The following is a 23,557-nucleotide window of genomic DNA, read 5'->3' as shown; positions in this document are numbered from 1 at the left end:
CAAGGACGAGGGAAGGCGCAACGATGAAACACCAGATCACAGGCCGGAGAGCCACCTGGGCGGCCATCGGCATGGTCGGAGCACTGGCATTGTCCGGCTGTGGTGGGGCCGGCGGCAACTCGGCCGGGGGCGGCGGCGATGAAGTCAACGTTCTCATGGTCAACAACCCGCAGATGCAGGACCTGCAGAAGTTCACGGCCGACCACTTCACCAAGGACACGGGCATCAAGGTCAACTACACCGTGCTGCCGGAGAACGAGGTGCGGGCGAAGATCGGCCAGGAGTTCGCCGCTCAGGCCGGCAACTACGACGTCGCCTCGATGTCGAACTACGAGATCCCGACCTACGCGAAGAACAAGTGGCTCACCCCCATGGACGAAGGCGTCGTCGATGCCGAGGGCTTCGACCAGGACGACATCCTCGCCCCGATGGCCGAGTCGATGACGGTCGACGACCAGGTCTACGGTGAGCCGTTCTACGGTGAGGGCTCGTTCCTCATGTACCGCACGGACATCTTCGACAAGGCCGGGGTGGAGATGCCGGAGAAGCCGACCTGGGAGGAAGTCGCGAAGCTCGCGGCGAAGGTCGACGGTGCGGAGAAGGGCACGAAGGGCATCTGCCTGCGCGGGCTGCCCGGCTGGGGCGAGATGTTCGCTCCGCTGACGACCGTGGTCAACACCTTCGGCGGAACCTGGTTCGACGAGGACTGGAACGCGCAGGTCGATTCCAAGGAATTCAAGGAAGCCACGAACTTCTACGTCGACCTCATCAAGGATCACGGCGAATCCGGTGCCCCGCAGGCCGGCTACACCGAGTGCCTGACGAACCTGCAGCAGGGCAAGGTCGCCATGTGGTACGACTCGACGGCCGCCACCGGAACCCTCGAGGCCGATGACTCTCCCGTCAAGGGCAAGATCGGCTACGTCGCGGCGCCAGTGAAGGAGACGGAGTCGAGCTCCTGGCTCTACACCTGGGCCTGGGGCATCCAGGCCGCAGGCAAGAACCAGGACGCGGCGAAGCAGTTCGTCGCCTGGGCCTCGTCGAAGGACTACGAGGAGACCGTCGCCGAGGAGCTCGGCTGGCAGCACGTGCCGGCCGGCAAGCGGACCTCGACCTATGAGAACCCCGAGTACCAGAAGGCCGCGAAGCCCTTCTATCAGCAGACCGAGGACGCCATCAACTCGGCCGATCCGGTCAGCCCAGGAGTCCAGCCGCGACCGACGCTGGGAGTCCAGTTCGTGACGATCCCCGAATTCGCGGACCTCGCCACGGGCATCTCCGAAGACGTCAGCTCCGCCATCGCCGGTCGGACGTCGGCTGACGCGGCCCTGAAGAAGGGCCAGAAGGAAGCCGAGAAGGTCGGAGACAAGTACAAGAAGTGATCGATCGCCTCGGGGTGGGTGATGATCGCCCTCCCCGAGGCGGCCCCGGCCCCATCCGCACCACCGCCTGACCCACCACCCGCCTGACGAAGGATGTTCGAAGTGTCAGCTCCAGCCGCCGAGCGTGCATCGCAGCCGATCACGCCGCCGAAACCCCGTGCCAAGGACCGATGGCTCAAGCGCGCGCCCATGCTGCCGGCGCTGATCTTCGTCATCCTCGTCACCCAGATCCCGTTCGCGATCACGATCATCATCTCGTTCATGAACTGGAACGCCGCCTACCCCGATGACATCAGCTTCGGCACCGTCCAGAACTACGTCACCGTCTTCACCGATGCGAACCTGCTCAAGGCCGTCATCGTCACCGTCGGGCTCACGGTCGGCGTCGTGCTGGCCTCGGCTCTGCTGGGCCTGGGCATCGCGCTGCTGCTCGATCGGAAGTTCATCGGCCGCGGATTCGTCCGCACCCTGATGATCACCCCGTTCCTCGTCGTCCCCGTCGCCGCCGCGCTGCTGTTCAAGCACGCGATCTTCAACCCTTCATACGGCCTCATCAACGGGCTGCTGACCACCATGTTCGGAGAGAACGCCCCACAGCCGGACCTCATGACCTCGAACCCGCTGCTGGGCATCGGGATCGTCCTCGTCTGGCAGTGGACGCCGTTCATGATGCTCATCATGCTCGCCGGACTGCAGTCACGACCCATGGACGTCTACGAGGCGGCCCTCGTCGACGGCGCCGGGCCCTGGCAGACTTTCCGTTTCATCACCCTGCCCCACCTGCGCCGATACATCGAACTCGCCGCACTGCTGGGCACCATCTACATCGTCCAGAACTTCGACATGGTCTTCACCATGACCTCCGGAGGGCTCGGCACCGCCACCCTGCCGTACGTCATCTACCAGGAGTTCTTCGTCGCCCAGGACTACGGAGTCGCCTCCGCCGTCGGCGTCATCGTCGTCATCGCCTCCCTCATCACTGCGACCTTCGCCCTGCGCACCGCATCGACCCTGCTCAAGGAGGAGAACTCATGAGCACTCCCGACCTCACCGTGGATAACCACCCCGCCCCCGGGGTGACCCCCACCCCGACCGAACCGGGCGGACCCGGATCCGCAGAGCCGCCTCGGCGAAAGGCGAACGCACCGAGGCGGCCCGGCCAGGGGCGGGCGGGCAAGATCCTGCTCGGCCTGTTGGCCTGGTTCGTCGGACTCCTGTTCGTCTCACCTCTGCTGTGGATGCTGCTGACCAGCCTGCACGCGGAGACCGACGCCTCGACGAACCCGCCGAGCTACTTCGCTCCGCTGACGCTGGAGTCCTTCGTCAACTTCTTCGGCGGCGGCAACGGCGCGAACCCGTGGCCGTTCCTCATCAACTCGGCGGTCGCCGCGATCGTCTCGACGCTCATCGTCCTCGTCCTCTCCACGATGGCCGCGTACTCACTGGCGATCCGCCGCATCGAACGCTGGTCGGACGTGCTGTTCTTCCTCCTGTCGACGAAGATGCTGCCGATGGTCGCCGGCCTCCTGCCCGTCTACCTCGTCGCGAAATCCTTCGGCATCCTCGACACCTGGCTGCTGCTCATCATCATCTACTCGGCGATGAATATGCCGATCGCGATATGGATGATGCGCTCCTTCCTCGCCGAGGTGCCCGTCGAAGTCCTCGAAGCCGCCGAACTCGATGGCGCCCGCCTGCCGCGCGTCTTTCTCCAGATCCTGCTGCCGCTGACCGCACCCGGACTGGCCGCGACCGCACTGATCTGCTTCATCTTCTCGTGGAACGAACTCCTCTTCGCCACCGTGCTCACCTCCACGGCGGCATCGACGGCACCCGTGTTCCTCACCAGCTTCGTCACCTCCCAGGGACTGTTCCTGTCACAGGTGTGCGCGGCCTCGCTCATCATCTCCGTGCCCGTGCTCGTGGCCGGAATCGCCGCCCAGGACAAACTCGTCCAGGGCCTGTCCATGGGAGCCGTCAAATGACCGCACCGACCACCGCGCTTTCCCTCAACACCCAGAACCTCGCCGAGGTGGCCGACCACGGCATCGCCGTCCCCACCTATGATCGGTCGGCCGTGAGCCCCGGCATCGTCCACTTCGGAGTGGGCGGATTCCACCGGGCGCACATGGCGATGGTCCTCGACGACCTGCTCGGGGCTGGGCTCGCCGCCGACTGGGGGATCGTCGGGGCCGGAGTTCTGCCCCACGATGTGGCCATGCGCGATGCTCTCGCCGACCAGGACCACCTGTACACACTGACTCTCAAACACGCCGACGGAACCAAGGAACGTCGGGTGATCGGGTCGATCATCGACTACCGATTCGGGCCCGATGACCCTGCCGGACTGCTCGATCTGCTCACCGATGAGACGATCCGGATCGTCTCCCTGACCGTCACCGAGGGCGGATACAACGTCAACCCCGTCACCGGGGAGTTCATCACCGATGAGCCGACGATCGCCGCCGACGCAGAGGCACTGCGGGCCGGTGAGCTGCCGGCCACCGTCTTCGGCTATGTCGTCTCCGCACTGCGGTTACGGCGTGAGGCCGGAATCGCACCGTTCACCGTGCAGTCGTGCGACAACATCTCGGAGAACGGCGATGTGGCGGCGAAGATGTTCTCTGCCTTCGCTCGCCTCGTCGATGCCGAACTCGCCGAGTGGATCGCCGAGTCAGTGGCCTTTCCGAACTCGATGGTCGACCGCATCACCCCGGCCACCACCGATGGCGACCGCGCCGATCTGGTGACCGACACGGGAGTGGCCGATGCCTGGCCGGTCGTCGCCGAGCCCTTCTTCCAGTGGGTGCTCGAGGACGATTTCACCTCTGGTCGTCCTCCCTATGAAGAGGCTCGAGTACAGGTCGTCGACGACGTGCAGCCCTATGAGCATATGAAGCTGCGCCTGCTCAACTCCGGGCACCAGGGGCTCGCGTACTTCGGCCTCCTCGGCGGATACACCTTCGCCCATGAAGCGATGGCGAACCCGGACATCCCCGTCTACCTGCGCCGATACATGGACGAGGAAGGCACACCGAGCCTGGCACCGCTGCCCGGAATCGACCTGGACGCCTACAAGGACTCACTCATCGAACGCTTCAGCAACCCGGAGATCCGCGACACGCTCGCCCGCCTCGGCGCAGAGTCCTCTGACCGGATCCCCAAATGGCTGCTGCCGGTCGTCAAGGACAACCTCGCCTCGGGCCACCCGATCGAGGTGGCCGCGGCGATCTGCGCCTCGTGGGCCCGGTATGCCGAAGGGCACGACGAATCCGGCGGTCGGTTCACCATCGTCGACCGCTATGCCGACGAACTGCAGGCAGTGGCCGCGACACAGGCAGAGGACCCGCTGGCTTTCGTCCGGCAGGAACAGTTCTTCGGACCGCTCGCCGAGGAGCCGAGGTTCACTGAACCGTATCTCAAGGCACTGACATCGCTGCACGTGCGGGGAGCGAAGGAGACTGCCCGCCGCCTGGCCGCTCACGAAGAACTCTGAACAGGCGTTGAGCAGGCGGGAACGTCTAGCATGGAGACATGTTGCGTTCTCGCCTGAGCCTCCTGGCCCTGACCACGACTCTCGCGCTCGTCGGCTGTTCCGGCGGAGCGTCAGCCCCCGAATCCTCCACGGCCGGACAGAAGTCCTCCGCCGATTCGGGTTCTCAGACCCAAGCGCAGTCTGAAGCCCAGACCGAATCGTCCCTGGATGACCCCGCCGACGCCGATCCGGCCGACTTCAAGGACGAGGCCGCGGACATCGTCGGAGACTTCTCCGACGAGGAACTCGCCGGGTCCCTCATCATCGGCACCTGGGAAGGCACCGACACGCAGACCCCGGTGGACATGGTCAAGCAGAACCACCTCGGCGGGGTCATCGTCATGGGCTACAACCTGCAGGAGAACCCGACGAAGGACCAGGTCACGGAACTGACTGATCAGATCTCCGGGGCCCGGACGAAGGGGCAGCCCGTATCGATCGGCGTCGACCAGGAAGGCGGACCGGTGTCACGCCTGGGCACCGCAGCGCTGCCGTTCCCGCCGCTCATGGGACTGGCCGCGACCGACGATTCCGATCTCATCACCGACGCCACGACCGTGCAGGGGCAGAACCTCACCGATCTGGGCTTCACCATCGACTTCGCTCCGGACTCCGACGTCACGGTCGGACCGAAGGACAAAGCGATCAACGTCCGCTCGGGCGGCACCGACCACGAGGATGTCGCCGAGGTCGTCGCCGACGCCGTCGACGGATACCGGTCCGGTGGAGTGTCGAGCTCGGCGAAGCATTTCCCGGGGCACGGCCGCCTCGGCGTGGATTCGCACGAGAGCCTGCCGGTGTCGGAGAAGTCGATCGAGGAGATGGAGGACACGGACCTCCTGCCGTTCAAATCCGCGGTCAAGGCCGGTGTGCCGATGGTGATGATGGGCCATATCGGGCTGCCCGATGCGAAGACGACGCCCGCGACGCTGAACAAGAAGGCCTACTCGGCGCTGCGCGAGACCCTCGACTATGACGGTGTCATCACCACGGATGCGCTGAACATGAAGGCCGTGCCGCAGAACCTCAAGGGCGGAGAGACCGTGAAGGCGCTCGCTGCTGGAGCCGATATCGCGCTCATGCCCCCGGATTCGGCGGCCGCGCAGAAGGCGATCGTCAAGGCGATGGGGGACGGGACGCTTGAGAAGAAGGACCTCGTCGAGAAGTCCGAACGCGTCGTCGCCGCCCAGCTGGCCACCGCCGAAGCCCAGAAGAGCGTGCAGGCCGGGGACTCGGATGCGAAGGATCCGAAGAAGGTCCTCACCGAGGTCGCCGACAAGTCGCTGACCGTGCTCAAGGGCGAATGCTCCTTCACCGGGACCGATTCGATCTCGATCGTCGGCGGCAGCGACAAGGAGAAGGCGGCACTGAAGGAAGCCGCCGAAGCCGAGGACCTCACCGTCGGATCCGGTGGAACCTCCGTGAGCCTGAGCCCGTCGACCTCCGCCGAGGTGGCCGTGGGCACCGCTGCTCCATGGACGATGCGCAGCACCTCGGCGAAGTCCGCCGTGACCGCGTACGACTCGAACCCGTACGCGCTGCGGGCCGTGGCGAAGTGGCTGAAAGGCGACCTCGAAGCATCGGGTCAGCTGCCTGCCGAATACGACGGCAGCGACAAGGCCCCCGACTGCGGGTGACTAGCAGGCTGCGCTCATGGTCGTGAACGAGCCAAGGTCGTGACCGAGCGGCGCACATAAGGAATCCCCTCGCCGGCACTGTGCCGACGAGGGGATCTCTGTGTATTCAGTTCTGAGTGGAGATCAGAGCACGCGGATGAACTGAGCACCCTGCTGGGTCATCCAGTCGACGCTGCGGTAGCTGGTGTTCACTCGAGTGTTGCCAGCGTCATACATCATGCCGTCACCGGCGTAGATGCCGACGTGGCCCGGTGACCAGATGATATCTCCGGCCTTCGCCTCGGAGGCCGAGACGATCTGCCCGGCACCCTTCTGCGCATCGGACGTGCGCGGCAGGTTCACGCCCACCTTGCCGTAGACGAATGAGGTGTAGCCGGAGCAGTCCCAGCCGCTGGTCGAAGTCCCGCCCAGCACATACGGCGTGCCCACGTACTGCTTCGCGATGGCGATGACCTGCTCGGCCTTCGATCCGTCCGGGACCTTGACGTCCCCGGAGCCCGAGTCCGCGCCGTCGTCCTTGCTCTTGTCGTCGCCCGAATCGGCCGGACCCTCATCGCTGGTGCCGGCGGAGTCATCGTCCGAGGACTCGCTCGGCTCCTCCTCCGGCTCCTCAGCGGGAGCCGGCTCGGCGACGGTCGTCTCCGGCTCCTCCTTCGGCTCGGGCTTCGGTTTGGGCTTCGGCTTGGGTGCGGCCTCGGCGGTGACGACGTCCGTGTCGACGGTGACTTCAGCCTCCTGATCACCCTTCTTCGACGCGCCGCCGGCATCGATGGTCGGTGTCTGGTTCTTGAACTCGACCGGTGCCTGCTTCTCGGACTCGGCTGCGACCTTCGCCTCATCGTCGGCTCCCTGCCCGGCGGCGGGGAGGACTGCTGCGGTGAGCAGTCCGCCGCTGGCGGCGACGACTGCGGCACGGCGGCCGAATGCGCCGGAGTTCGCTGCGAGCAGTTCGCTCAGCTCGGTCAGTGGTGTCTTGGCCTTGGCGTTCGCGGCGCGGCGGCCGTGCTGCTGAGATGCCACGATTTCCTCTCGTTGCCTGTCTGCGTGTGACGATGTCCTCCACTGTAACGAATTCGTGATCTTCTGTCACGTTTTTGTTACAAAAGGATTATCGGGCAGGTTCGAGGACATAATTGCAGGTCAGAGGGCTGAGTGTGGTGGGAGTGGCTGGTGGAGGGCCGCGATTCCGTCCGATTGCGACTGTGATTTAACGCGCAGTCTCAGTCTTGAATAACGTTTCGTGACATTCGCAAGACGCGATTCTTGGGTCGATCCGCGGCGTTTTGCGTGCCCAAACCACCGTGGATCGACCCAAGAATGCCGTCGGCGCGTGACCGCTGGCGCGTGACCGCTGGCGCGTGACCGCTGGCGCGTGACCGCGCATGCGGTGGTGTGCGCGGATGCGGTGGCGCGCACGTGCGGTGATGACTGAGCGTCAGGCTCCGGTTTCGACGGGTCGGTCGGGATCGGATGACCAGCCGGACCAGCTCGCGGGGTAGAGGCTGGCCTCGACGCCGAGGGTCGCCAGCGCCAGAGCGTTGTGGCAGGCGGTGACTCCCGAACCGCAGTACACGCCGACGGGACCATCGAGGGCACCCAGTTCATCGAAGCGTTCGCGCAGCAGCGCCTCGGGCAGGAACGTCCCCGCAGGGACGTTGTCCGTGGCCGGGGCGCTCTTCGCCCCGGGAATGTGTCCGGCCTGCGGATCGAGCGGTTCGGTCTCTCCGCGGAAGCGCTCGCCGGCGCGGGCGTCGAGCAGGACTCCATCGAAACCGGCTGCCGCCTCGGCGTCGATGACGGGCAGTCGACCCGGGCTGATCTCCACGGCACTCGGTGTGACCTCGGGGGAGTCGCCGGTCTCGAGCGTCCCGCCGGCGTCACGGAACGCGGCGAGTCCGCCGTCGAGGACCCGTGCGCTCAACCCGGCCCAGCACAGCAGCCACCAGGCCCGGGCCGCGCCGAGGGAGGAGTTGTCGTCATAGACCACGACCTCGGTGCCTTCGTCGATGCCCCAGGAGCGCACCGTCTCCTGAAATGCTTCGGGGCTCGGCAGCGGGTGGCGACCGGCCGTCGGATCGGTGGTGCCGTGGTCGGCGAGCTCCGTGTCGAGGTCGACATAGACAGCACCGGGGATGTGCCCGGCGGCGAAGTCCTCGCGGCCATCGGGCTTCGGCAGGGTCCAACGGACGTCGAGCAGCCTCGGCGCTGGGGAGTCGGCCATTCGGGTGAGCAGTTCAACGGCGCTGATGAGAACGTCGGAGCGGGACAATTCGATCTCCTTCATGGGCGGATTTCTTCACGGGCTGGTTGAAAGGTCACACCGGTTGGGTGAGGAGCACGACGTGCTTGTCGCCGAGCCGGGTGAATACGAGCGTGGCTCTGTCGCCTTTGGGCAGTTTGAGTTGGCGTCGGACCTGGTCGGGAATGATGTCGGCGCCGCGCTTTTTGATCACGACCGAGCCGATTCCGCGGGAGACGAGCTCCTTGCGCAGGCTCGGGACCTTCGCGGGCAGTACGTCGACGACTTCGTAGGCGGTGACGCCGGCGGAGGCCGGCCCGCTCGGTTCGACGTCGGTGGTCAGATACGCGATCTTCGGGTGGAGTCGGCGGGCCTGCAGCGGTGCGCACAATGCGGCGACGAGTCCGGCGCGCACGATCGCCCCGTCGGGTTCGAGCAGATACTTCCCGAGCTCCCCGATGCCCGACTCGTCCTCATCGGGCAGGTTGTCCTCGTGGACGAGGAGGGTGCGTTCGCCCATGACGAGGGCTCCACGGCCGGGGCGCTGCGTGGCCGCACCGAAGTAGAGGCAGACCTCGACGACCTCGCCGTTATGGGAGACCCACTGAGCTTCGGCATCGTCGGGAACGAGGTCGTGGTCGAGCGCCGGGCCGAGCTTCACCCCGGCTGCCTTCGCCGCGCTCGCCTGCTCGATCACCCATGACAGAGAGGGGGAGAACGCCTCGGGGTCGGTGATGCGGGCGGTCGATCCGCGCTTGTCGGCCTTGCCGACGGTCCGCCGGGCCGGATCGAACCAGAGGGCATCGAATCCATCCAGGTCGACAGCCTCGGCACGCGCATGTTCGACGGCGGCATCGGGCAGGTGGCGGAGGTTGAAAGCGGCGATGGCAGCGGTGACCTCGTCGGCGTCGACAGCCGAGACCTGCGCGCCCATTCCGGCGAAGGCGACCGAATCCGCGCCGATCCCGCACCCGAGGTCGGCGATGCGGAAGGACTCACCCTCGGCCACGTCGCCGATGAGGCGACGCGCATGATGAGCGGCGACCGGCAGCCGCGTGGCCTGGGCCAGACCGTCGCGAGTGAAGAGCATGTCCTCCGCGAAAGGTCCGAGCTTCGCTGCCGCCTCCTGACGCAGCCGAGCCTGAGTGAGCAGGGCCGCAGTCACCTCGGCGGAGTAGCCCTCCTTCCGCAGAGCCGTCGACCGGGCGAGCTCGTCGCCTTCGAGGTCATCGATGCGGTCGAGACGTTCGAGGACGGCGACGTCGAGCAGTTCGGTCAGTGTCTGCGGATCCATAGGCTTCACCCTATCGTCTGCGCGGTGAGGTCATTCCCTCGCCGAGGCGGTCCACCCGAACCGCCGGGCCGCTGCGGTGATTGTGCGAGCCGACCGTTGCGGTAAGTTGTTGGCTGTGACGTTATTGACCGCCCGCGATATCCGCGAATTAGCCGCTGACATCGGTCTGCGCCCGACGAAGCAGAAGGGCCAGAACTTCGTCATCGACCCCAATACCGTGCGCTCGATCGTCACCGCAGCAGGTCTCGAAGAGAACTCGAACGTCGTCGAGATCGGTCCGGGACTCGGTTCGCTCACCCTCGGCCTGCTCGAAGCCGGTCACAGGGTCACCGCGGTCGAGATCGACGAACTGCTCGCACAGAAGCTGCCGAGCACCGTCGACAGGTTCGCCGGCAGTGATGCCCCGTTCCACCTGGTCAACGCCGATGCCCTCCGCGTCACGACGCTGCCCACGCCGCAGCACACCACCAAAGCCGCGACCGACACGCCTGACTCTGCCGCAAGCCAGCCCGATGCGCTCGTGGCGAACCTGCCCTACAACGTCGCCGTGCCCGTGCTGCTGCACTTCCTCGAGACCTTCCCGAGCCTGACCACCGTCCTCGTCATGGTCCAGCTCGAAGTCGCCGAACGGCTCGCCGCCGCACCCGGCTCCCGCACGTACGGCGTCCCCAGCGTCAAAGCCCAGTGGTACGGAGACGTGCAGCTGGCGGGCAAGATCGGCAAGAACGTGTTCTGGCCGGCCCCGAACATCGACTCCGGACTCGTGCGCATCGACGTCACCCGCACCGACCGCGACCCGGACGTGCGCAGCCGCCTCTTCACCCTCATCGACTCAGCCTTCGCCCAGCGCCGCAAGACCCTGCGCGCAGCCCTGTCCGGGTGGGCCGGCAGCCCCCAGCGGTCCGAAGACCTGCTGACAGCTGCCGGAATCGACCCGAAGACCCGCGGCGAGGCCCTCACCGTCGCCGACTTCCAACGCCTCGCCGCCGTTGCCGTCGCCGACGGTGGCGCCTCCAACGGAGATGCCGCTGCACCGGCCCCGCCCGCCGAGGATCCCTCACCATGACCGTCCCGCTGCATCCGCGCATGACGATCCCGGCCCCGGTGAAAGTGCAGGCGCCGGGAAAGATCAACATCCACCTCGGTGTGGGTGCGGCGAAGGACGGGTATCACGAGCTCGCGACCGTATTCCAAGCGCTCAACCTCGGCGAGACCCTCACCCTCATTCCGGGCGGAACACGAACGATCATCGTCCAGGGCCGCTACGCGGATGCCGCGGTCCCACACGATGACTCGAACTTCGCCCGACGTGCCGTCGACCTCCTCATCGCCGCGCTCGAGGGCGACCGGGATGTCGATGTGCTGCGCGACCTCGACATCGTCATCGACAAACAGGTGCCCGTGGCCGGCGGAATGGGCGGGGGATCGGCCGACGCGGCCGCCGCCCTCGTCGGAGCCGCTCACCTCGTCGGCGGAGTCGATGAGGCGATCCTCCACGAATGCGCGGTCGCCGTCGGAGCCGACGTCGCTTTCCTCCTGCGCGGGGGCACGGCCATCGGCCACGGTCGCGGGGAGAAGCTGAGCCCCGTGCTCACCCGCGGAACCTTCCACTGGGTGATGGCCACCTCGGCGTCGCCCCTGCCCACCCCGGCCGTCTACGCCCGCTTCGACGAACTCAACCCCGACCCGGCACCCGCGACCGTCCCCGATCAGGTGCTCACGGCGCTCGCCGCCGGCGAACCGGACACGCTCGCCGAATTCGCGGCGAACGATCTCACCGAGGCGGCCGTGTCCTTCATGCCCGAAATCGCCGAGGTGATGGAGGCCGGCCGGGACGCCGGCGCCGTCCTGCCCCTGCTCAGCGGGTCAGGTCCGACGATCGGCTTCCTCGCCCGCGACGCCCACCACGCCCTCGACCTCGCCGTGCTCCTGCAGGCCACGAGAGGCGTCAACGAAGCGCTGCGCACCACCGGGCCCGCGCCCGGAGCGCATATCGTGGACGAAGGCTGACCGTGGGGGAGGAGAACCACACCCCCGCCGAGGCGGCCGACAGTCCGAAATCGGGCCCGGAGAACCGCGGCAACCTCCATGAAACGCTGCGCGACCAGGTCGGACAGGACATCGTCGCCGGGCGACTGGTCGCCGGGACGATCATCAAGGCCGAGGATCTGCGTGCCCGCTACGATGTGTCGCTGTCGGTGGTGCGCGAAGTCGTCCGAGTCCTCGAATCATTGGGCATGCTGCAGCCGATCCGTCGGGTCGGTCTCGTCGTGCTCGCGATGAGCGAATGGATGCTGCTCGACCCGCTCGTCATCCGCTGGAGGATGACCGAGGCACCGGCGCGGCAGCTGCGGTCGCTGACGGAACTGCGAGTGGCCATCGAACCCGAGGCGGCCGGGCTGGCCGCACTGCATGCCCCGGCGGAAGCCGCCGAGGAGATCATGGGTCTGGCCGCCCGGATGCGAGCCTCGGGTAGGCGGGGCGATGTCGAGGCATTCCTCGAAGCCGATGTGGAATTCCACCGGGCAGTGCTCGGCGCCGGAGGCAACGAGCTCTTCGCCGCCTTCGACACCGTCATCGGCGAGATCCTCGCCGGCCGCACCGGAGCGGGACTGATGCCGAAGTTCCCGCACCCGGATGCCCTGCAATGGCATTTCGACGTCGCCGATGCCATCGGCGGGCAGGACCCGGCCCGGGCGAAGGACGCGATGGCGAAGATCGTGGCCAAGGCCGATGCGGAGATGGGCAGCGTCTGGGCCGACGAACCCCGGCACCCCGGCAGCTGACGAATGTGCCGAGGCGCCCGGGCAGCTGAGTGCCCTGTCGAACGGGTAGCTGAGCACCCAAGCACCCAGGCACCTGAGCACCGGCTTCAGAACAGGCTGACGACTCCGTAGAGGGCGAGGCTGAGCAGGAATCCGACGGTGCCGAGCAGCGTCTCGGCGACGGTCCAGGTCTTCAGCGTCGTCTTCGTATCCATGCCGAAGAAGCGGGACACCAGCCAGAAGCCGGAGTCGTTGACGTGGCTGGCGAAGACCGAACCGGCGGCCAGAGACAGCACGATCGCCACGACCTGCAGGCTCGAGAAGTCCGGATTGCCGACGACGATCGGCTGGACGAGAGCCGCCGCGGTCGTCAGCGCCACCGTGGCCGAACCCTGTGCGATGCGCACGATCGCGGCGATGACGAAGCCGGCGACGATGACGGGCAGGCCGAGGGCGGCCAGCGAATCGGCCAGGGAATCGCCGATGCCGCTGGCACGCAGCACTCCGCCGAACATGCCGCCGGCACCGGTGATGAGGATGATCGAGCACACCGGGCCAAGCGCGGAGTCGACGACCGTCTCGATGAGCGACTGGTCCTTCTTCTGCTTCCAGCCGAGCAGCCACATGGCGATGACGACGGTGATGAGCAGGGCGATCGGAGTCTCACCGAGCAGTCGCAGCGAGCTGATGCCCACCGATTCGATATCGACCCACCCTGCTTCACCGGCAAAGTTCAGCCCGGTGTTGAGGAAGATGAGCACGAGAGGCAGGACGAGGAGGAAGATGACGTGGCCGAGCTTCGGGCGCGAGGCGAAATCCTTGAAACCATCGTCCTTCCCGGCAGAAAGAACCGTCGGGACCGGGACGTCGATGCGTTTGCCGATGATGAGCCCGAACAGATACCCGGTGAGGTACCAGGAGGGGATGGCGATGATGATTCCGCAGATGAGGACGAGGCCGACGTTCGCGCCGAGCAGCCCGGAGGCTGCGACCGGGCCGGGGTGCGGGGGGACGAAGATATGCATGGCGGAGAAGGCCATGGCCGCGGGCATCGCGTAGAGCAGCAGAGACCCGCCGAGGCGGCGCGCGATCGTGAAGATGATCGGCAGCATGACGACGAGGCCGGCGTCGAAGAAGATCGGGAAGCCGAAGAGCAGCGAGGTCACGCCGAGGGCGAAGGGCGCGCGCTTCTCACCGAAGAGGCGGATGAGGGCGTCGGTGAGCACCTCGGCGCCGCCGGAGAGTTCGAGCATCCGCCCGAGCATCGCACCGAGTCCGACGAGCAGGGCCACACTGGCCAGGGTGGATCCGAAGCCGTCGTAGAGGACGTCGATGAGGTCGCCGGGCATGATGCCGGCGGCCAGTGCTGTGATCACTGAGACGATGACGAGGGCGATGAAGGCGTGGACGTGTGCCTTGATGATGAGCAGGAGCAGCACGGCGATCGCCGCGGCTGCGATTCCCAACAGGGCCGGAGTCGGCAGAGTCCAGGCCAATTCGAGTTCGGTCATTGTTCCTCTTCCTTGAGGTCAGATGGATGGGCGGACGGTGGACGGGACGATCATGCGTTCAGCCGCTTCACGGATTCGAGGATCGCATTCAGGACCTCGGGAATCGACTGGTCGACGTCGACGGTGGCGTGAGCTTCCTCGGCAGCGAGCGGTTCGAGAGTGGCCAGCTGCGAATCGAGCAGAGCAGGAGACATGAACTCGTGGTCGCGGCGGGCCAGATGGTCGGCGATGACCTCGCGTGAACCGTCGAGGTGGATGAAGACGAGTGAGGGTGCCGACCTGCGCAGCAGGTCACGGTAGGTGCGCTTGAGTGCGGAGCACGCGATGACCGGGGCCGGGGTGCGGGCGGCCTCGACGGCGACGCTGTCGAGCCAGGGGGAGCGATCCTCATCCGTGAGAGGCACCCCGGAACTCATCTTCGCCTTGTTCGCCGCGGAGTGCAGATCGTCGGCGTCGACGAATCGACGGTCGAGGGCGTGCGCCACCTGCGCGCCGAGGACGGTTTTGCCGGTTCCCGAGACACCCATGATGACGAGCGGTGGAAGGAAAGGGCTGTGACCCATTACCGAAACCTCTCGATAAAATATGAAGAAATATCTATAATCAGTTATTAAAACAGATTTATTGCACCGTAGTGCTGGTGGGAAGCGGCTGTCAACACTGCAGATCACAGGGAAGAGGAGTGCTCATGAAGGCCGATGTCGCGGTGATCGGAACCGGCGTGATGGGGTCGAACCTCGCCCGCAACCTCGCCCGTGAGTCGGGCCGCCGAGTGGCCGTCTACGACCGCGACGTCGAGCGCGCCCAGCGCCTGGCTCAGGACTTCCCCGAGGCGGACTTCCTCGTCGCTGCCGACCCGACCGACCTGGCCGGAAAGCTCAACGAACCACGCGTGGCGATCCTCATGGTCAATGCCGGAGGCGCCACGGATGCGGCGATCGGCGATCTCGCCGAGGCGTTCGCCCCCGGTGACATCATCGTCGACGGCGGCAATTCCCACTTCCGGGACACGATCGCCCGCGGGGCCCGACTCGAGGGCACCGGAATCGAGTTCGCCGGGGTCGGCATCTCCGGGGGAGAGGTCGGCGCCCTGCTCGGACCCTCCCTCATGGTCGGCGGATCGGAGACCGCATGGCAGCGCCTGCGTCCCCTGCTCGAACCCATCGCCGCGAAAGCCGGAGACGGGGCCTGCGTCGATCACATCGGCACCGACGGGGCCGGGCACTTCGTCAAGATGGTCCACAACGGCATCGAATACGCCGATATGCAGCTCATCAGCGAGGCCTTCACCCTCCTGCGCGACGGCCTGGGCATGACACCGCCCGAGATCGCCGAGGTCTTCGCCGACTGGAACACCGGAGAGCTCGAGTCCTACCTCATCGAGATCACCGCCGACGTCCTCGCCCACGTCGATGAGGCGACGGGCCGGCCGTTCGTCGACATCGTCGCCGACGCCGCGAAGGCCAAGGGCACGGGTGCGTGGACGGCGCAGATCGGGCTCGATCTCGGGGTTCCGGTGCCCACCATCGCCGAGGCGGTCTTCTCCCGTTCGCTGTCATCCGCGGTCGATCTGCGCGCTCAAGGGCTCCGCTTGGCCGGTCCCCGTCCCGGCGCCGGATCGTCATCGTTGTCTCCGGACGAACGGGCGGCTCGCATCGAGGAGATCGGCAAGGCACTGCTGCTGGGCAAGGTGATGGCCTACGTCCAGGGATTCCACGAGATCGCGGTGGGGGCGGCCGAACACGGTTGGGACATCGACCTCGGGACGCTCGCGGGAATCTGGCGGGCCGGGTGCATCATCCGGGCCCGACTGCTCGACCGCATCGTCGAGGCCTTCGACAGCCCGACTCCGCCCGAGAACCTGCTCGCCGCCGACTTCGTCCACGAGGTCGCCAAGAGCTGCCAGGAATCCCTGCGGGCGACCGTGATCGAGGCCATCGGGCACGGAATCGCCGTGCCGGGACTGTCCTCGACGCTGGCCTACCTCGACGGGCTGCGCACCGAGGCGGGCAGTGCCGCCCTCATCCAGGCCCAACGCGATCGCTTCGGTTCGCACACCTACGCGCGCACCGACCGCCCCGGAATCTTCCATACCCTGTGGTCGGGGGATCGCAGCGAAGTCGATCTCTGAACGACGGGGCCGCCTCGGGGAGGGCCGACCGGAACGACGTAGCCGCCTCGGTGACGGGGGACTCCAACGATGGGACCGCGTCGGTGCGGGGCCAACCTGACATTCGGCCGCCTCGGCGAGGGCCGCTGCGATCTCACAAATCGACTCCGGTGGCCCGGACGGCGGACTGTCGATATGTTAGAGCCATGACTTTGCCACACGAAGATGTTGACCCAGACGGACTGCTCGAATACTCGGTGGTCTTCACCGACCGATCGCTCAACCACATGTCGCAGCGGTTCGTTTCCGTGATGCAGGAGATCAACCGGATCCTGCGCTCGGCCTACGACGCGGACTCCGCTGCCATCGTCCCCGGCGGCGGCAGCTACGCCATGGAATCCGTGGCCCGTCAGGTGGCCACCGGCAAGAAGGCGCTGATCGTGCGCAACGGTCTGTTCTCCTTCCGCTGGTCGCAGATCCTCGACGCCGGAGCCATCGCCTCGGAGACGACCGTGCTCAAGGCCTCCCCGGACAGTGCCGAGCACCAGTCGCCGTGGTCGCCGGCCCCCGTCGCCGAGGTGATCGCCGCCATCGAGCGCGAGAAGCCCGCTGTCGTGTTCGCTCCCCACGTCGAGACCGCCTCGGGGATGCTCCTGCCCGATGACTACGTCCGCCAGGTTGCCGATGCCGTGCACTCGGTCGGCGGAATCTTCGTTCTCGACTGCATCGCCTCGGGCGCGGTGTGGGCATCGATGACCGACCTCGGGGTCGATGTGCTCATCTCCGCTCCGCAGAAGGGCTGGAGCGGATCGCCGTGCGCCGGCTACGTCATGCTCAGCAATGCTGGCCGTGCCGCCGTGGAGGCGTCGACCTCGACGAGCTTCGCGATGGACCTGAAGAAGTGGCTGTTCATCGCCGACGAATACGAAGAGGGCCGTGCGCCCTACCATGCGACGATGCCCACCGATGCTCTCGCGCACAATGCCAAGCTCATGGTCGAAAGCGAGGAGCGCGGCTTCGACAAGCTCGCCGCCGCGCAGGCCGAACTCGGACAGCGCGTGCGCGCGGTCTTCGCCGAACGCGGACTGCCCTCGGTGGCTTCGGACGAGTTCGCCTCGCCGAGCGTGGTCGTCGTCCACACCGACAACCCGAAGCTCGCGACCGGTGCCAGCTTCAAGGAAGTCGGTGTGCAGATCGCTGCCGGAGTGCCGCTGCAGTGCGATGAGCCCGAGGACTTCTCGAGCTTCCGCATCGGCCTGTTCGGTCTCGACAAGCTCGGCGACATCGACGGCACGATCGCGCGCCTCGAGGCCGCTCTCGACTCGATCGGCGTGACCGCCGAAGCCTGAGGGGCTTCAGCAGCCACCGGTCGTCCTATCATGGTTGAGATTTAGTGGCCGCCGGCCTTGCACAGGTCGCCCAGAAGGTGAAGGACCTCGACGACGCGATTGCCGACAGTGCCGCCGATCGGATCTATTCCGAGATGGCCAGCTATGTCGACGTGCCGCGTAATCAGCTGCTCGCATCCGTGCGCACGAACGCGGCACGTGCGGTCGAGGTCCTCACCACCGGCGTCATCGCCGAGGCGGAGGAAGTGCCCGAATCGCGGGCGACCACGCGCGCCCGGATCGACCAGAATGTCCCCATCGAGGACATCATCCGGGCATATCGCATCAGCCTCAACGTCGTTCATGAGGCATTCATCGCCGAGGCGGCCGCCCAGGACCTCGAACCGCAGGTGACCTTGGAAGGGTCGACCCTGCTGTGGCAGCTCGGCGATTGGTTCACAACCGGAGCGGCCGCGGAGTTCCGCTATAGGGCGGGGGCCGCCGCGCTGCGCGAATCCTTCGCTGTCAGCTCCCTCATCCGTAGTCTCATGGAATCCGAGGACCCGGGACCAGAGACCCTGCTCAAAGCACGTCGCTACGGACTTGACTTTGATCGCGACTACGCCGTCATTATCTGCGCCGCGCCGGGTGAAGGCGGAAGCGTCCGCGGATTCGGTCATGGCGAGCCGAGCGTCGAATCCCTGCAAGCGGCGGGTTCGGACGGCAGGCGACCGGCAGTGGTCGCACAGATGGATGCGCGCATCATAGGTATCGTGGCTCGCACCCCTAGGACCGTCTCGGTGCCGGTGGCCATCGGTCCCTTCGTCCCGCTGTCACGGATCACGGAATCTGCCCGGATCTGCGAGAACGTGTGGACGATCGCCCACCGGGGAGCGCTGGGGGTCCACTCCTTGACCGATCTCACGTGGCAGGTGGCAATACCTGGGCAGGCTGACCTCAACAGTCACCTCATCGACCGTTTCGTCCTCCCGCTGCGCCCGGACACCGCAGTCGGTGCCGATGTGCTCGAAACGGTCCGCACGTGGATCAGGACGTTGATGAACGTGAAGAAGACGGCCGAGATGCTGCACGTGCACGAGAACACCGTGCGCTACCGGCTTCAGCGCTTCCACGACACGGTCGGCATCGCTGAACTCGGGACGAAAGAGCTGTTGGACATCACGTGGGCGCTGGCCGCGTTCGACATCGACGAATCTTGAACCTGATTCGAGTTTAGAGAGAACTCCAAAAGAGGGTCAGATCTTTCAGAGACCTCACCGTTCATTCGTGAGCTGACGCGTGCGACGATTGTCACATTCTGCAAATCAGACCACCGTCAATGACGACAACGGAGCTCACCAGTGACATCATCGCACCATTTCTCATCGGCTGAGAACGACTCGACTTTCGCACAGCTGTGGACGGCAGCTGTCCGTGAGGCGGCCGAGCGAGAGTTCCTCCTCTTTCGAGACAGGTCCGGCGAGGTCACCGCGTGGACATACCGCGAATTCGACTGGATCGTCGATCAGACGGCGGCCGCATTGACAGGTCACGGGGTTCATTCCGGCGCCGCGATCCACCTGTGCCTGAAGAATTGCCCGGGATTCATTGCGATCTGGCTGGCCGCAGCGCGAATCGGTGCCTGGATCGTCCCCGTCGACCCCGCTTCGGCGAAGAACGACATCAATACTCAGATCTCGAGGGTCGCCCCGGTACTCGGGATCTGCAGCGTGGAACGCGCTGATATCTACCGGCAAGGCTCCGCCGCCCAGCCCCAGTTGCCGATCCTTGAGCTCTCTGAAACCGCAGCCGATCTCGTACCCGGGACGCCGCTGTTGCAGACTCCGACCGCAACGACCGATCTGGACGAAGAACGGCCGAACGTTGATCTCGATGACGCCAATAGGGTTGAGCCTGCATCCGAGGACAGGCTCGCGGTGATGTTCACCTCAGGTACCACCTCGCAACCCAAGGGAGTCGTACTCACCCATGCGAACTACCTCGAGGTCGCCGAACGCATGGCCGCGGCCGCAGATCTGCAAGCCCACCACCGGTGGTACGTGACCCTGCCGTTGTTCCACGCGAACGCGCAATATTACTGTTTCTCCTCGGCCATCCGCGCGGGTGCCTCGGTGGCGCTGACCGCGGACTTCTCAGCCAGTCGCTGGGTCGAATGGGCGCGGGAACTCGAGGTCACTCACGCCAGCCTCTTCGCTGCTCCGATCCGGATGATCCTCGCCCGCACGCCCGCTGAGCAGACACCGGCCGAACTCGAACACGTCTGGTATGCACAGAATCTCGCTCCCGACCATCATAAGCAGTTCGCCGAGCTCGTCAGCGTCGCCGCTCGGCAACTGTACGGGATGACGGAGACAATCGCGATCGTCAGTTACGACCGATCGGTTCCACCGCGCTGCGATGTCATCGGACAGCCGCTCGAAGGCCGACGTGTCGACCTACTCGACCCACTCACCAGGCAGCCCGTCGATACGGGCGAGAGCGGCATGATCGCGGTCGCCGGCAATCGCGGGAAGGATCTGTTCCTCGAGTACCTCGACGACCCGGCGACCACAGACATGGCCTTCCACACAGGGGCTGACGGAACTGAATGGCTGCTCACAGGTGATCTCGCCCGACGTGACGAGGACGGAGTCCTCTCGTTCGTCGGCCGCGTCGACGACGTCATCAAGGTCTCGGGAGAGAACGTCAGCCTCACTGAGATCGAAGCCGCACTCGCTCAGGCCCCAGGCGTGCTAGAGGTCGCTGTCATCGCTGTGCCGGACCCGATCCGCGACGTGGTCCCACACGCCTACGTCGTCGCTGCCGATTCCAGTGCCGGAGTCGACCTCGGCAAGCTGGCGCATTGGGCAGAGGAGAACCTTGCCCCAGCCGCCCGACCTCGCGAGTGGCACGTTCTCGACGAGCTGCCGCGGACGAGCGTAGGCAAGATCCGCCGTTTCAAGATCGGAGCGCAGTCGAAGCACGCGTCCTGACCCCAGACCATATTTCGGTACCACGTGTGAAGAACCACCACGTGGAAACTAACACCACTAGTGACGCTCCACCGCTGTGTGTACAACGACGGCACACATCATTTCAGCGCAACGATGCGCGAGAGAAGGGAACAGCAATGGCTGAAATCACAATCACCGAGGCAGACGGGCTCCGTCGCAGGAGAGCTTTCGTCGGCGCCGTCACCGGACATGTGATCGAATGGTACGACTATGGGATCTACGGATTCCTCGCTGTGTACATGGGACAGCTCTTCTTCGCCTCGGAAGACCCGACGATCTCTCTGCTGAGCAGCTTCGCAGTATTTGCTCTCAGCTTCTTCATCCGGCCTCTCGGGGGATTGGTCTTCGGGCCGATGGCAGATCGCATCGGACGCAAGCAGACTCTGCTCATCGTGCTCATCTGCATGGCCGGCTCTACCTGCCTTATCGGCCTACTGCCCACCTACGCCACCATCGGTCTCGCCGCTCCAATCCTGCTGGTGCTGTTGCGCTGCATCCAAGGATTCTCCGCCGGCGGCGAAATCGGCACGGTGACGAGCTTCATCGCCGAATACGCCGGTCCCGGCAAGCGTGGCCACTCGACGAGTTGGCTTATGACCACGGCAGTCCTCGGGCTGCTGCTCGGCAGCCTTGTGGCCAATGGCATGTCGGCGGTCCTCGGGGAAGCGGCGATGCTGGCGTGGGGCTGGCGGATCCCATTCCTCTTCGCAGGTGTCTTGGGCATGATCGCCATCTACATCCGCCTCAAGCTCGAAGACAGCCCGGAGTTCCTCGCGATCGTCGCTGCCGGAGAGAGTTCGAAAGCACCACTTCGTGAAACCATGACCTGGGGTCGCGCGCTCATGCTCGTGTTCTGCATCATCACCGTCCACGCTTCGATCTTCTACCTCGTGCTCACCTACGCCTCGACGTTCCTTGGTGAGATGCTTCAGTTCTCCGGCACCGTGCGCTTCTGGTTCATCATCTCTGCGTGCGTGCTCGCAGCGGCTGTGATGCCGATCGGCGGAATCATGTCGGACAAATGGGGCCGCAAGCCCGTGCTGCTTGTTTCGGGAGTCGCGGCGACATTGTCGATGCTATGGTTCTTCCTGGCCGCTCCCGGTGCAACGCCGGTGAGCTTCTTCTTCCCACTCGTAGCGTGCGCACTGTCGTTCGGGTTCTACGCCTCGTCGACATACGCGACGATGACCGAGCTGTTGCCCACCAAGATCCGGTCGACCGGCATCGCTGTCGCCTACAATCTTCCCGTCGCGATCTTCGGTGGCAGCGCACCGCTCATCGCTGCCTGGTTCATCTCAGCGACAGGTGATATTACCTCGCCATGGTACTTCTTCGTCGGTACCGGTGTGGTGTCACTTGCGGCTTTGCTCGTCCTCCGCCGTGATGACTTTACAAAAGCTGAACAGGTGCAGGCGGTTTCTGCGAACCAAAAAGCAGTCACCGAGGTCGCTTGATCGCCGAGTACCACGCACCGCTAGCGCCATCGCCTCCGCGTAGTCGCACAGGATACAGTCAGCGCCGTAACCTCCCGTAGCGTCGAGAGGTTACGGCGCTGACTGTATGTATTGGCCCTAATGGTGAGCGATGCTCCAAGGCCTCAGGCAGTGTCTCCGAGGGCCACGACGTTGTCGGCGAGCCGTTCGTTGCTGCCGTACATGAAGTGGTTGGCCATGTTCTCGGAGAAGCGGCTCGCATCGGTGGTCAGTCCGACCGCCTCGGCGACCTCGCGGATGTGCATCGGGGTCGCGCCGCAGCACACTCCGATGTAGTTGACGCCCAGGTCGTAGGCTTCCTTGGCGAACGCGCCGATCTCGTAGCGGTTGGTCTGCAGGGGATCGAGAGCGGTGGGGAACGTGCGTCCGTGCGGGGAGGCCACCTCGGCGCGGGGGTCGGAGAGGTTGAAGAACGTCGGCTCGTCCTCCGTGGTGCGGTAGGGGATCGGCAGGGCGCCGACGTGACAGGACACGGCCGCGCGGATCTCCTTGAGCCACGGCAGCATCGTCGCCGGGCCGCGGAAGCAGTTGAGGCCGACGACGTCGACGCCGAGCTGTTCGAGGCGCTGCGCGGTCTCGACGATCCCGACCCCGTCGGCCATCTCCTGGAAGGCCATCGGGGCGAGGGTGAGGACGACGGGCAGTCCGCTGGCCTTGGCGGTCTCGGCGGCGGCGATGGCCTCACCGGCGAAGTAGAAGGTCTCGCCGATGATGAGGTCGGCACCTTCCTCGACCGCCCAGGCGACCATTTCGGCGAACATGGCCCGCACCTCGGCCTGCTTGGACTCGTCGGCCGGATCCCAGATGTTCGAGTTCGAGATGTTGCCGGCCATGAAGTTTCCGGGCTTGGCGTCGGCGACGGACCGGGCGATCTGGAGGGCGGCGCGGTTGAGCGGTTCGAGCAGGTCTTCCTTGCCGATCACGCGCATCTTCTCGCGGTGCCCGTTGTAGGTGAAGGCCTCGACGATGTCGGAGCCGGCTCGCTGGAAGTCGACGTGGAGGGAGCGCAGGGCGTCGGGGAACTCGAGGGCCACCTCGGGGACGAACTCGCCGGCGGACAGATATCCGCGCTTCTCGAGCTCGAAGAGGAAGCCTTCCGCGCAGATCACGGGGCCGGCATCGAGGCGTTGGGTCAGGGTGTTGGTCGCGGTCATGGATGCTCTCCGATTCGATGATGTGGCCGAGCCCGGGCAAACGGCCCGAACATTGTTATCACACCATCAATGGGCGCAGTGATGTCCGTCACATC

19 protein-coding genes are annotated in these 23,557 nt (G+C 65.8%); 13 read left to right on the top strand and 6 right to left on the bottom strand.

Going from position 1 to position 23,557, the window contains the following annotated elements; all coding sequences use genetic code 11:
* Positions 1-23 precede the first annotated feature (23 nt).
* From AC3CD9_RS09960 to AC3CD9_RS09940, 5 genes are all read left to right on the top strand, one after another.
* Positions 24-1,382, top strand: a complete 1,359-nt coding sequence (locus tag AC3CD9_RS09960; protein WP_488367471.1) for an ABC transporter substrate-binding protein — start codon at positions 24-26, stop codon at positions 1,380-1,382.
* Between the two features lie 93 nt (positions 1,383-1,475).
* A complete protein-coding gene (locus AC3CD9_RS09955; protein ID WP_253903790.1) occupies positions 1,476-2,417 on the top strand; it encodes a carbohydrate ABC transporter permease in 942 nt (313 codons plus the stop codon).
* Positions 2,414-3,367, top strand: coding sequence for a carbohydrate ABC transporter permease (locus tag AC3CD9_RS09950; RefSeq protein ID WP_488367470.1), 954 nt, complete (start codon positions 2,414-2,416; stop codon positions 3,365-3,367). The genes AC3CD9_RS09955 and AC3CD9_RS09950 overlap by 4 nt, the downstream gene beginning before the upstream one ends.
* A complete protein-coding gene (locus tag AC3CD9_RS09945; RefSeq protein ID WP_488367469.1) occupies positions 3,364-4,878 on the top strand; it encodes a mannitol dehydrogenase family protein in 1,515 nt (504 codons plus the stop codon). The genes AC3CD9_RS09950 and AC3CD9_RS09945 overlap by 4 nt, the downstream gene beginning before the upstream one ends.
* A gap of 38 nt (positions 4,879-4,916) precedes the next feature.
* Complete coding sequence (locus AC3CD9_RS09940) at positions 4,917-6,554, top strand: glycoside hydrolase family 3 N-terminal domain-containing protein (protein ID WP_488367468.1); 1,638 nt, start codon at positions 4,917-4,919, stop codon at positions 6,552-6,554.
* A 123-nt stretch (positions 6,555-6,677) separates the two neighbouring features.
* On the opposite strand, the gene AC3CD9_RS09935 is transcribed toward AC3CD9_RS09940, so the two are convergent.
* The 3 genes from AC3CD9_RS09935 to AC3CD9_RS09925 form a co-directional block, all read right to left on the bottom strand.
* Positions 6,678-7,574, bottom strand: coding sequence for a C40 family peptidase (locus AC3CD9_RS09935; RefSeq protein ID WP_488367467.1), 897 nt, complete (start codon positions 7,572-7,574; stop codon positions 6,678-6,680).
* 415 nt (positions 7,575-7,989) lie between these two features.
* On the bottom strand, positions 7,990-8,838 hold the full coding sequence (locus AC3CD9_RS09930; RefSeq protein WP_488367466.1) for a sulfurtransferase: 849 nt from the start codon (positions 8,836-8,838) through the stop codon (positions 7,990-7,992).
* A 31-nt stretch (positions 8,839-8,869) separates the two neighbouring features.
* Positions 8,870-10,087 (bottom strand): class I SAM-dependent methyltransferase, encoded by a 1,218-nt coding sequence (locus AC3CD9_RS09925; RefSeq protein ID WP_488367465.1) that lies wholly within the window; start codon positions 10,085-10,087, stop codon positions 8,870-8,872.
* A 115-nt stretch (positions 10,088-10,202) separates the two neighbouring features.
* Between AC3CD9_RS09925 and rsmA the strand changes: the two genes are divergently transcribed.
* Genes rsmA through AC3CD9_RS09910 form a run of 3 tightly spaced genes read left to right on the top strand, consistent with a single transcriptional unit; the run spans position 10,203 to position 12,873 of the window.
* Positions 10,203-11,153, top strand: a complete 951-nt coding sequence (gene rsmA, locus AC3CD9_RS09920; RefSeq protein ID WP_488367464.1) for a 16S rRNA (adenine(1518)-N(6)/adenine(1519)-N(6))-dimethyltransferase RsmA — start codon at positions 10,203-10,205, stop codon at positions 11,151-11,153.
* The gene (locus AC3CD9_RS09915; protein ID WP_488367462.1) at positions 11,150-12,097 is read left to right on the top strand and encodes a 4-(cytidine 5'-diphospho)-2-C-methyl-D-erythritol kinase; all 948 of its coding nucleotides are present in this window, start codon (positions 11,150-11,152) and stop codon (positions 12,095-12,097) included. Before rsmA ends, AC3CD9_RS09915 begins: the two co-directional genes overlap by 4 nt.
* A 2-nt stretch (positions 12,098-12,099) precedes the next feature.
* Positions 12,100-12,873 carry a FadR/GntR family transcriptional regulator gene (locus AC3CD9_RS09910; protein ID WP_488367461.1) on the top strand — a complete coding sequence of 258 codons (774 nt, stop codon included), beginning with the start codon at positions 12,100-12,102 and terminating at the stop codon, positions 12,871-12,873.
* An 86-nt stretch (positions 12,874-12,959) separates the two neighbouring features.
* On the opposite strand, the gene AC3CD9_RS09905 is transcribed toward AC3CD9_RS09910, so the two are convergent.
* Positions 12,960-14,363, bottom strand: coding sequence for a GntP family permease (locus tag AC3CD9_RS09905; protein WP_488367460.1), 1,404 nt, complete (start codon positions 14,361-14,363; stop codon positions 12,960-12,962).
* Between the two features lie 50 nt (positions 14,364-14,413).
* On the bottom strand, positions 14,414-14,926 hold the full coding sequence (locus AC3CD9_RS09900; RefSeq protein WP_488367459.1) for a gluconokinase: 513 nt from the start codon (positions 14,924-14,926) through the stop codon (positions 14,414-14,416).
* A 125-nt stretch (positions 14,927-15,051) separates the two neighbouring features.
* Between AC3CD9_RS09900 and gndA the strand changes: the two genes are divergently transcribed.
* The 5 genes from gndA (at position 15,052) to AC3CD9_RS09875 (ending at position 22,269) form a co-directional block, all read left to right on the top strand.
* Positions 15,052-16,494, top strand: coding sequence for an NADP-dependent phosphogluconate dehydrogenase (gene gndA / locus AC3CD9_RS09895; RefSeq protein ID WP_488367458.1), 1,443 nt, complete (start codon positions 15,052-15,054; stop codon positions 16,492-16,494).
* A gap of 185 nt (positions 16,495-16,679) precedes the next feature.
* Positions 16,680-17,822 (top strand): pyridoxal-phosphate-dependent aminotransferase family protein, encoded by a 1,143-nt coding sequence (locus AC3CD9_RS09890; protein ID WP_488367457.1) that lies wholly within the window; start codon positions 16,680-16,682, stop codon positions 17,820-17,822.
* A 44-nt stretch (positions 17,823-17,866) separates the two neighbouring features.
* On the top strand, positions 17,867-19,021 hold the full coding sequence (locus AC3CD9_RS09885; protein ID WP_488367455.1) for a PucR family transcriptional regulator: 1,155 nt from the start codon (positions 17,867-17,869) through the stop codon (positions 19,019-19,021).
* A gap of 141 nt (positions 19,022-19,162) precedes the next feature.
* Positions 19,163-20,794, top strand: a complete 1,632-nt coding sequence (locus AC3CD9_RS09880) for a class I adenylate-forming enzyme family protein (protein ID WP_488367454.1) — start codon at positions 19,163-19,165, stop codon at positions 20,792-20,794.
* A gap of 137 nt (positions 20,795-20,931) precedes the next feature.
* On the top strand, positions 20,932-22,269 hold the full coding sequence (locus tag AC3CD9_RS09875; protein ID WP_488367453.1) for an MFS transporter: 1,338 nt from the start codon (positions 20,932-20,934) through the stop codon (positions 22,267-22,269).
* Between the two features lie 143 nt (positions 22,270-22,412).
* Here the strand turns inward: AC3CD9_RS09875 and AC3CD9_RS09870 are convergent, their stop codons facing one another.
* Positions 22,413-23,462 (bottom strand): homocysteine S-methyltransferase family protein, encoded by a 1,050-nt coding sequence (locus tag AC3CD9_RS09870; protein WP_488367452.1) that lies wholly within the window; start codon positions 23,460-23,462, stop codon positions 22,413-22,415.
* Positions 23,463-23,557 lie beyond the last annotated feature (95 nt).

It is taken from the genome of Brevibacterium sp. MGP-B1, assembly GCF_057766545.1.
Note: the sequence above shows the minus strand (reverse complement) of the source record. Positions and strands in the feature narration are given on the sequence as shown.

Excerpts from the sequence above, each read along its gene's own strand:
- AC3CD9_RS09960 (WP_488367471.1), top strand. The coding sequence starts at position 24 with ATGAAACACCAGATCACAGGCCGGAGAGCCACCTGGGCGGCCATCGGC.
- AC3CD9_RS09955 (WP_253903790.1), top strand. The coding sequence starts at position 1,476 with ATGTTCGAAGTGTCAGCTCCAGCCGCCGAGCGTGCATCGCAGCCGATC.
- AC3CD9_RS09950 (WP_488367470.1), top strand. The coding sequence starts at position 2,414 with ATGAGCACTCCCGACCTCACCGTGGATAACCACCCCGCCCCCGGGGTG.
- AC3CD9_RS09945 (WP_488367469.1), top strand. The coding sequence starts at position 3,364 with ATGACCGCACCGACCACCGCGCTTTCCCTCAACACCCAGAACCTCGCC.
- AC3CD9_RS09940 (WP_488367468.1), top strand. The coding sequence starts at position 4,917 with ATGTTGCGTTCTCGCCTGAGCCTCCTGGCCCTGACCACGACTCTCGCG.
- AC3CD9_RS09930 (WP_488367466.1), bottom strand. The coding sequence starts at position 8,838 with ATGAAGGAGATCGAATTGTCCCGCTCCGACGTTCTCATCAGCGCCGTT.
- AC3CD9_RS09925 (WP_488367465.1), bottom strand. The coding sequence starts at position 10,087 with ATGGATCCGCAGACACTGACCGAACTGCTCGACGTCGCCGTCCTCGAA.
- AC3CD9_RS09915 (WP_488367462.1), top strand. The coding sequence starts at position 11,150 with ATGACCGTCCCGCTGCATCCGCGCATGACGATCCCGGCCCCGGTGAAA.
- AC3CD9_RS09905 (WP_488367460.1), bottom strand. The coding sequence starts at position 14,363 with ATGACCGAACTCGAATTGGCCTGGACTCTGCCGACTCCGGCCCTGTTG.
- AC3CD9_RS09900 (WP_488367459.1), bottom strand. The coding sequence starts at position 14,926 with ATGGGTCACAGCCCTTTCCTTCCACCGCTCGTCATCATGGGTGTCTCG.
- gndA (WP_488367458.1), top strand. The coding sequence starts at position 15,052 with ATGAAGGCCGATGTCGCGGTGATCGGAACCGGCGTGATGGGGTCGAAC.
- AC3CD9_RS09890 (WP_488367457.1), top strand. The coding sequence starts at position 16,680 with ATGACTTTGCCACACGAAGATGTTGACCCAGACGGACTGCTCGAATAC.
- AC3CD9_RS09875 (WP_488367453.1), top strand. The coding sequence starts at position 20,932 with ATGGCTGAAATCACAATCACCGAGGCAGACGGGCTCCGTCGCAGGAGA.
- AC3CD9_RS09870 (WP_488367452.1), bottom strand. The coding sequence starts at position 23,462 with ATGACCGCGACCAACACCCTGACCCAACGCCTCGATGCCGGCCCCGTG.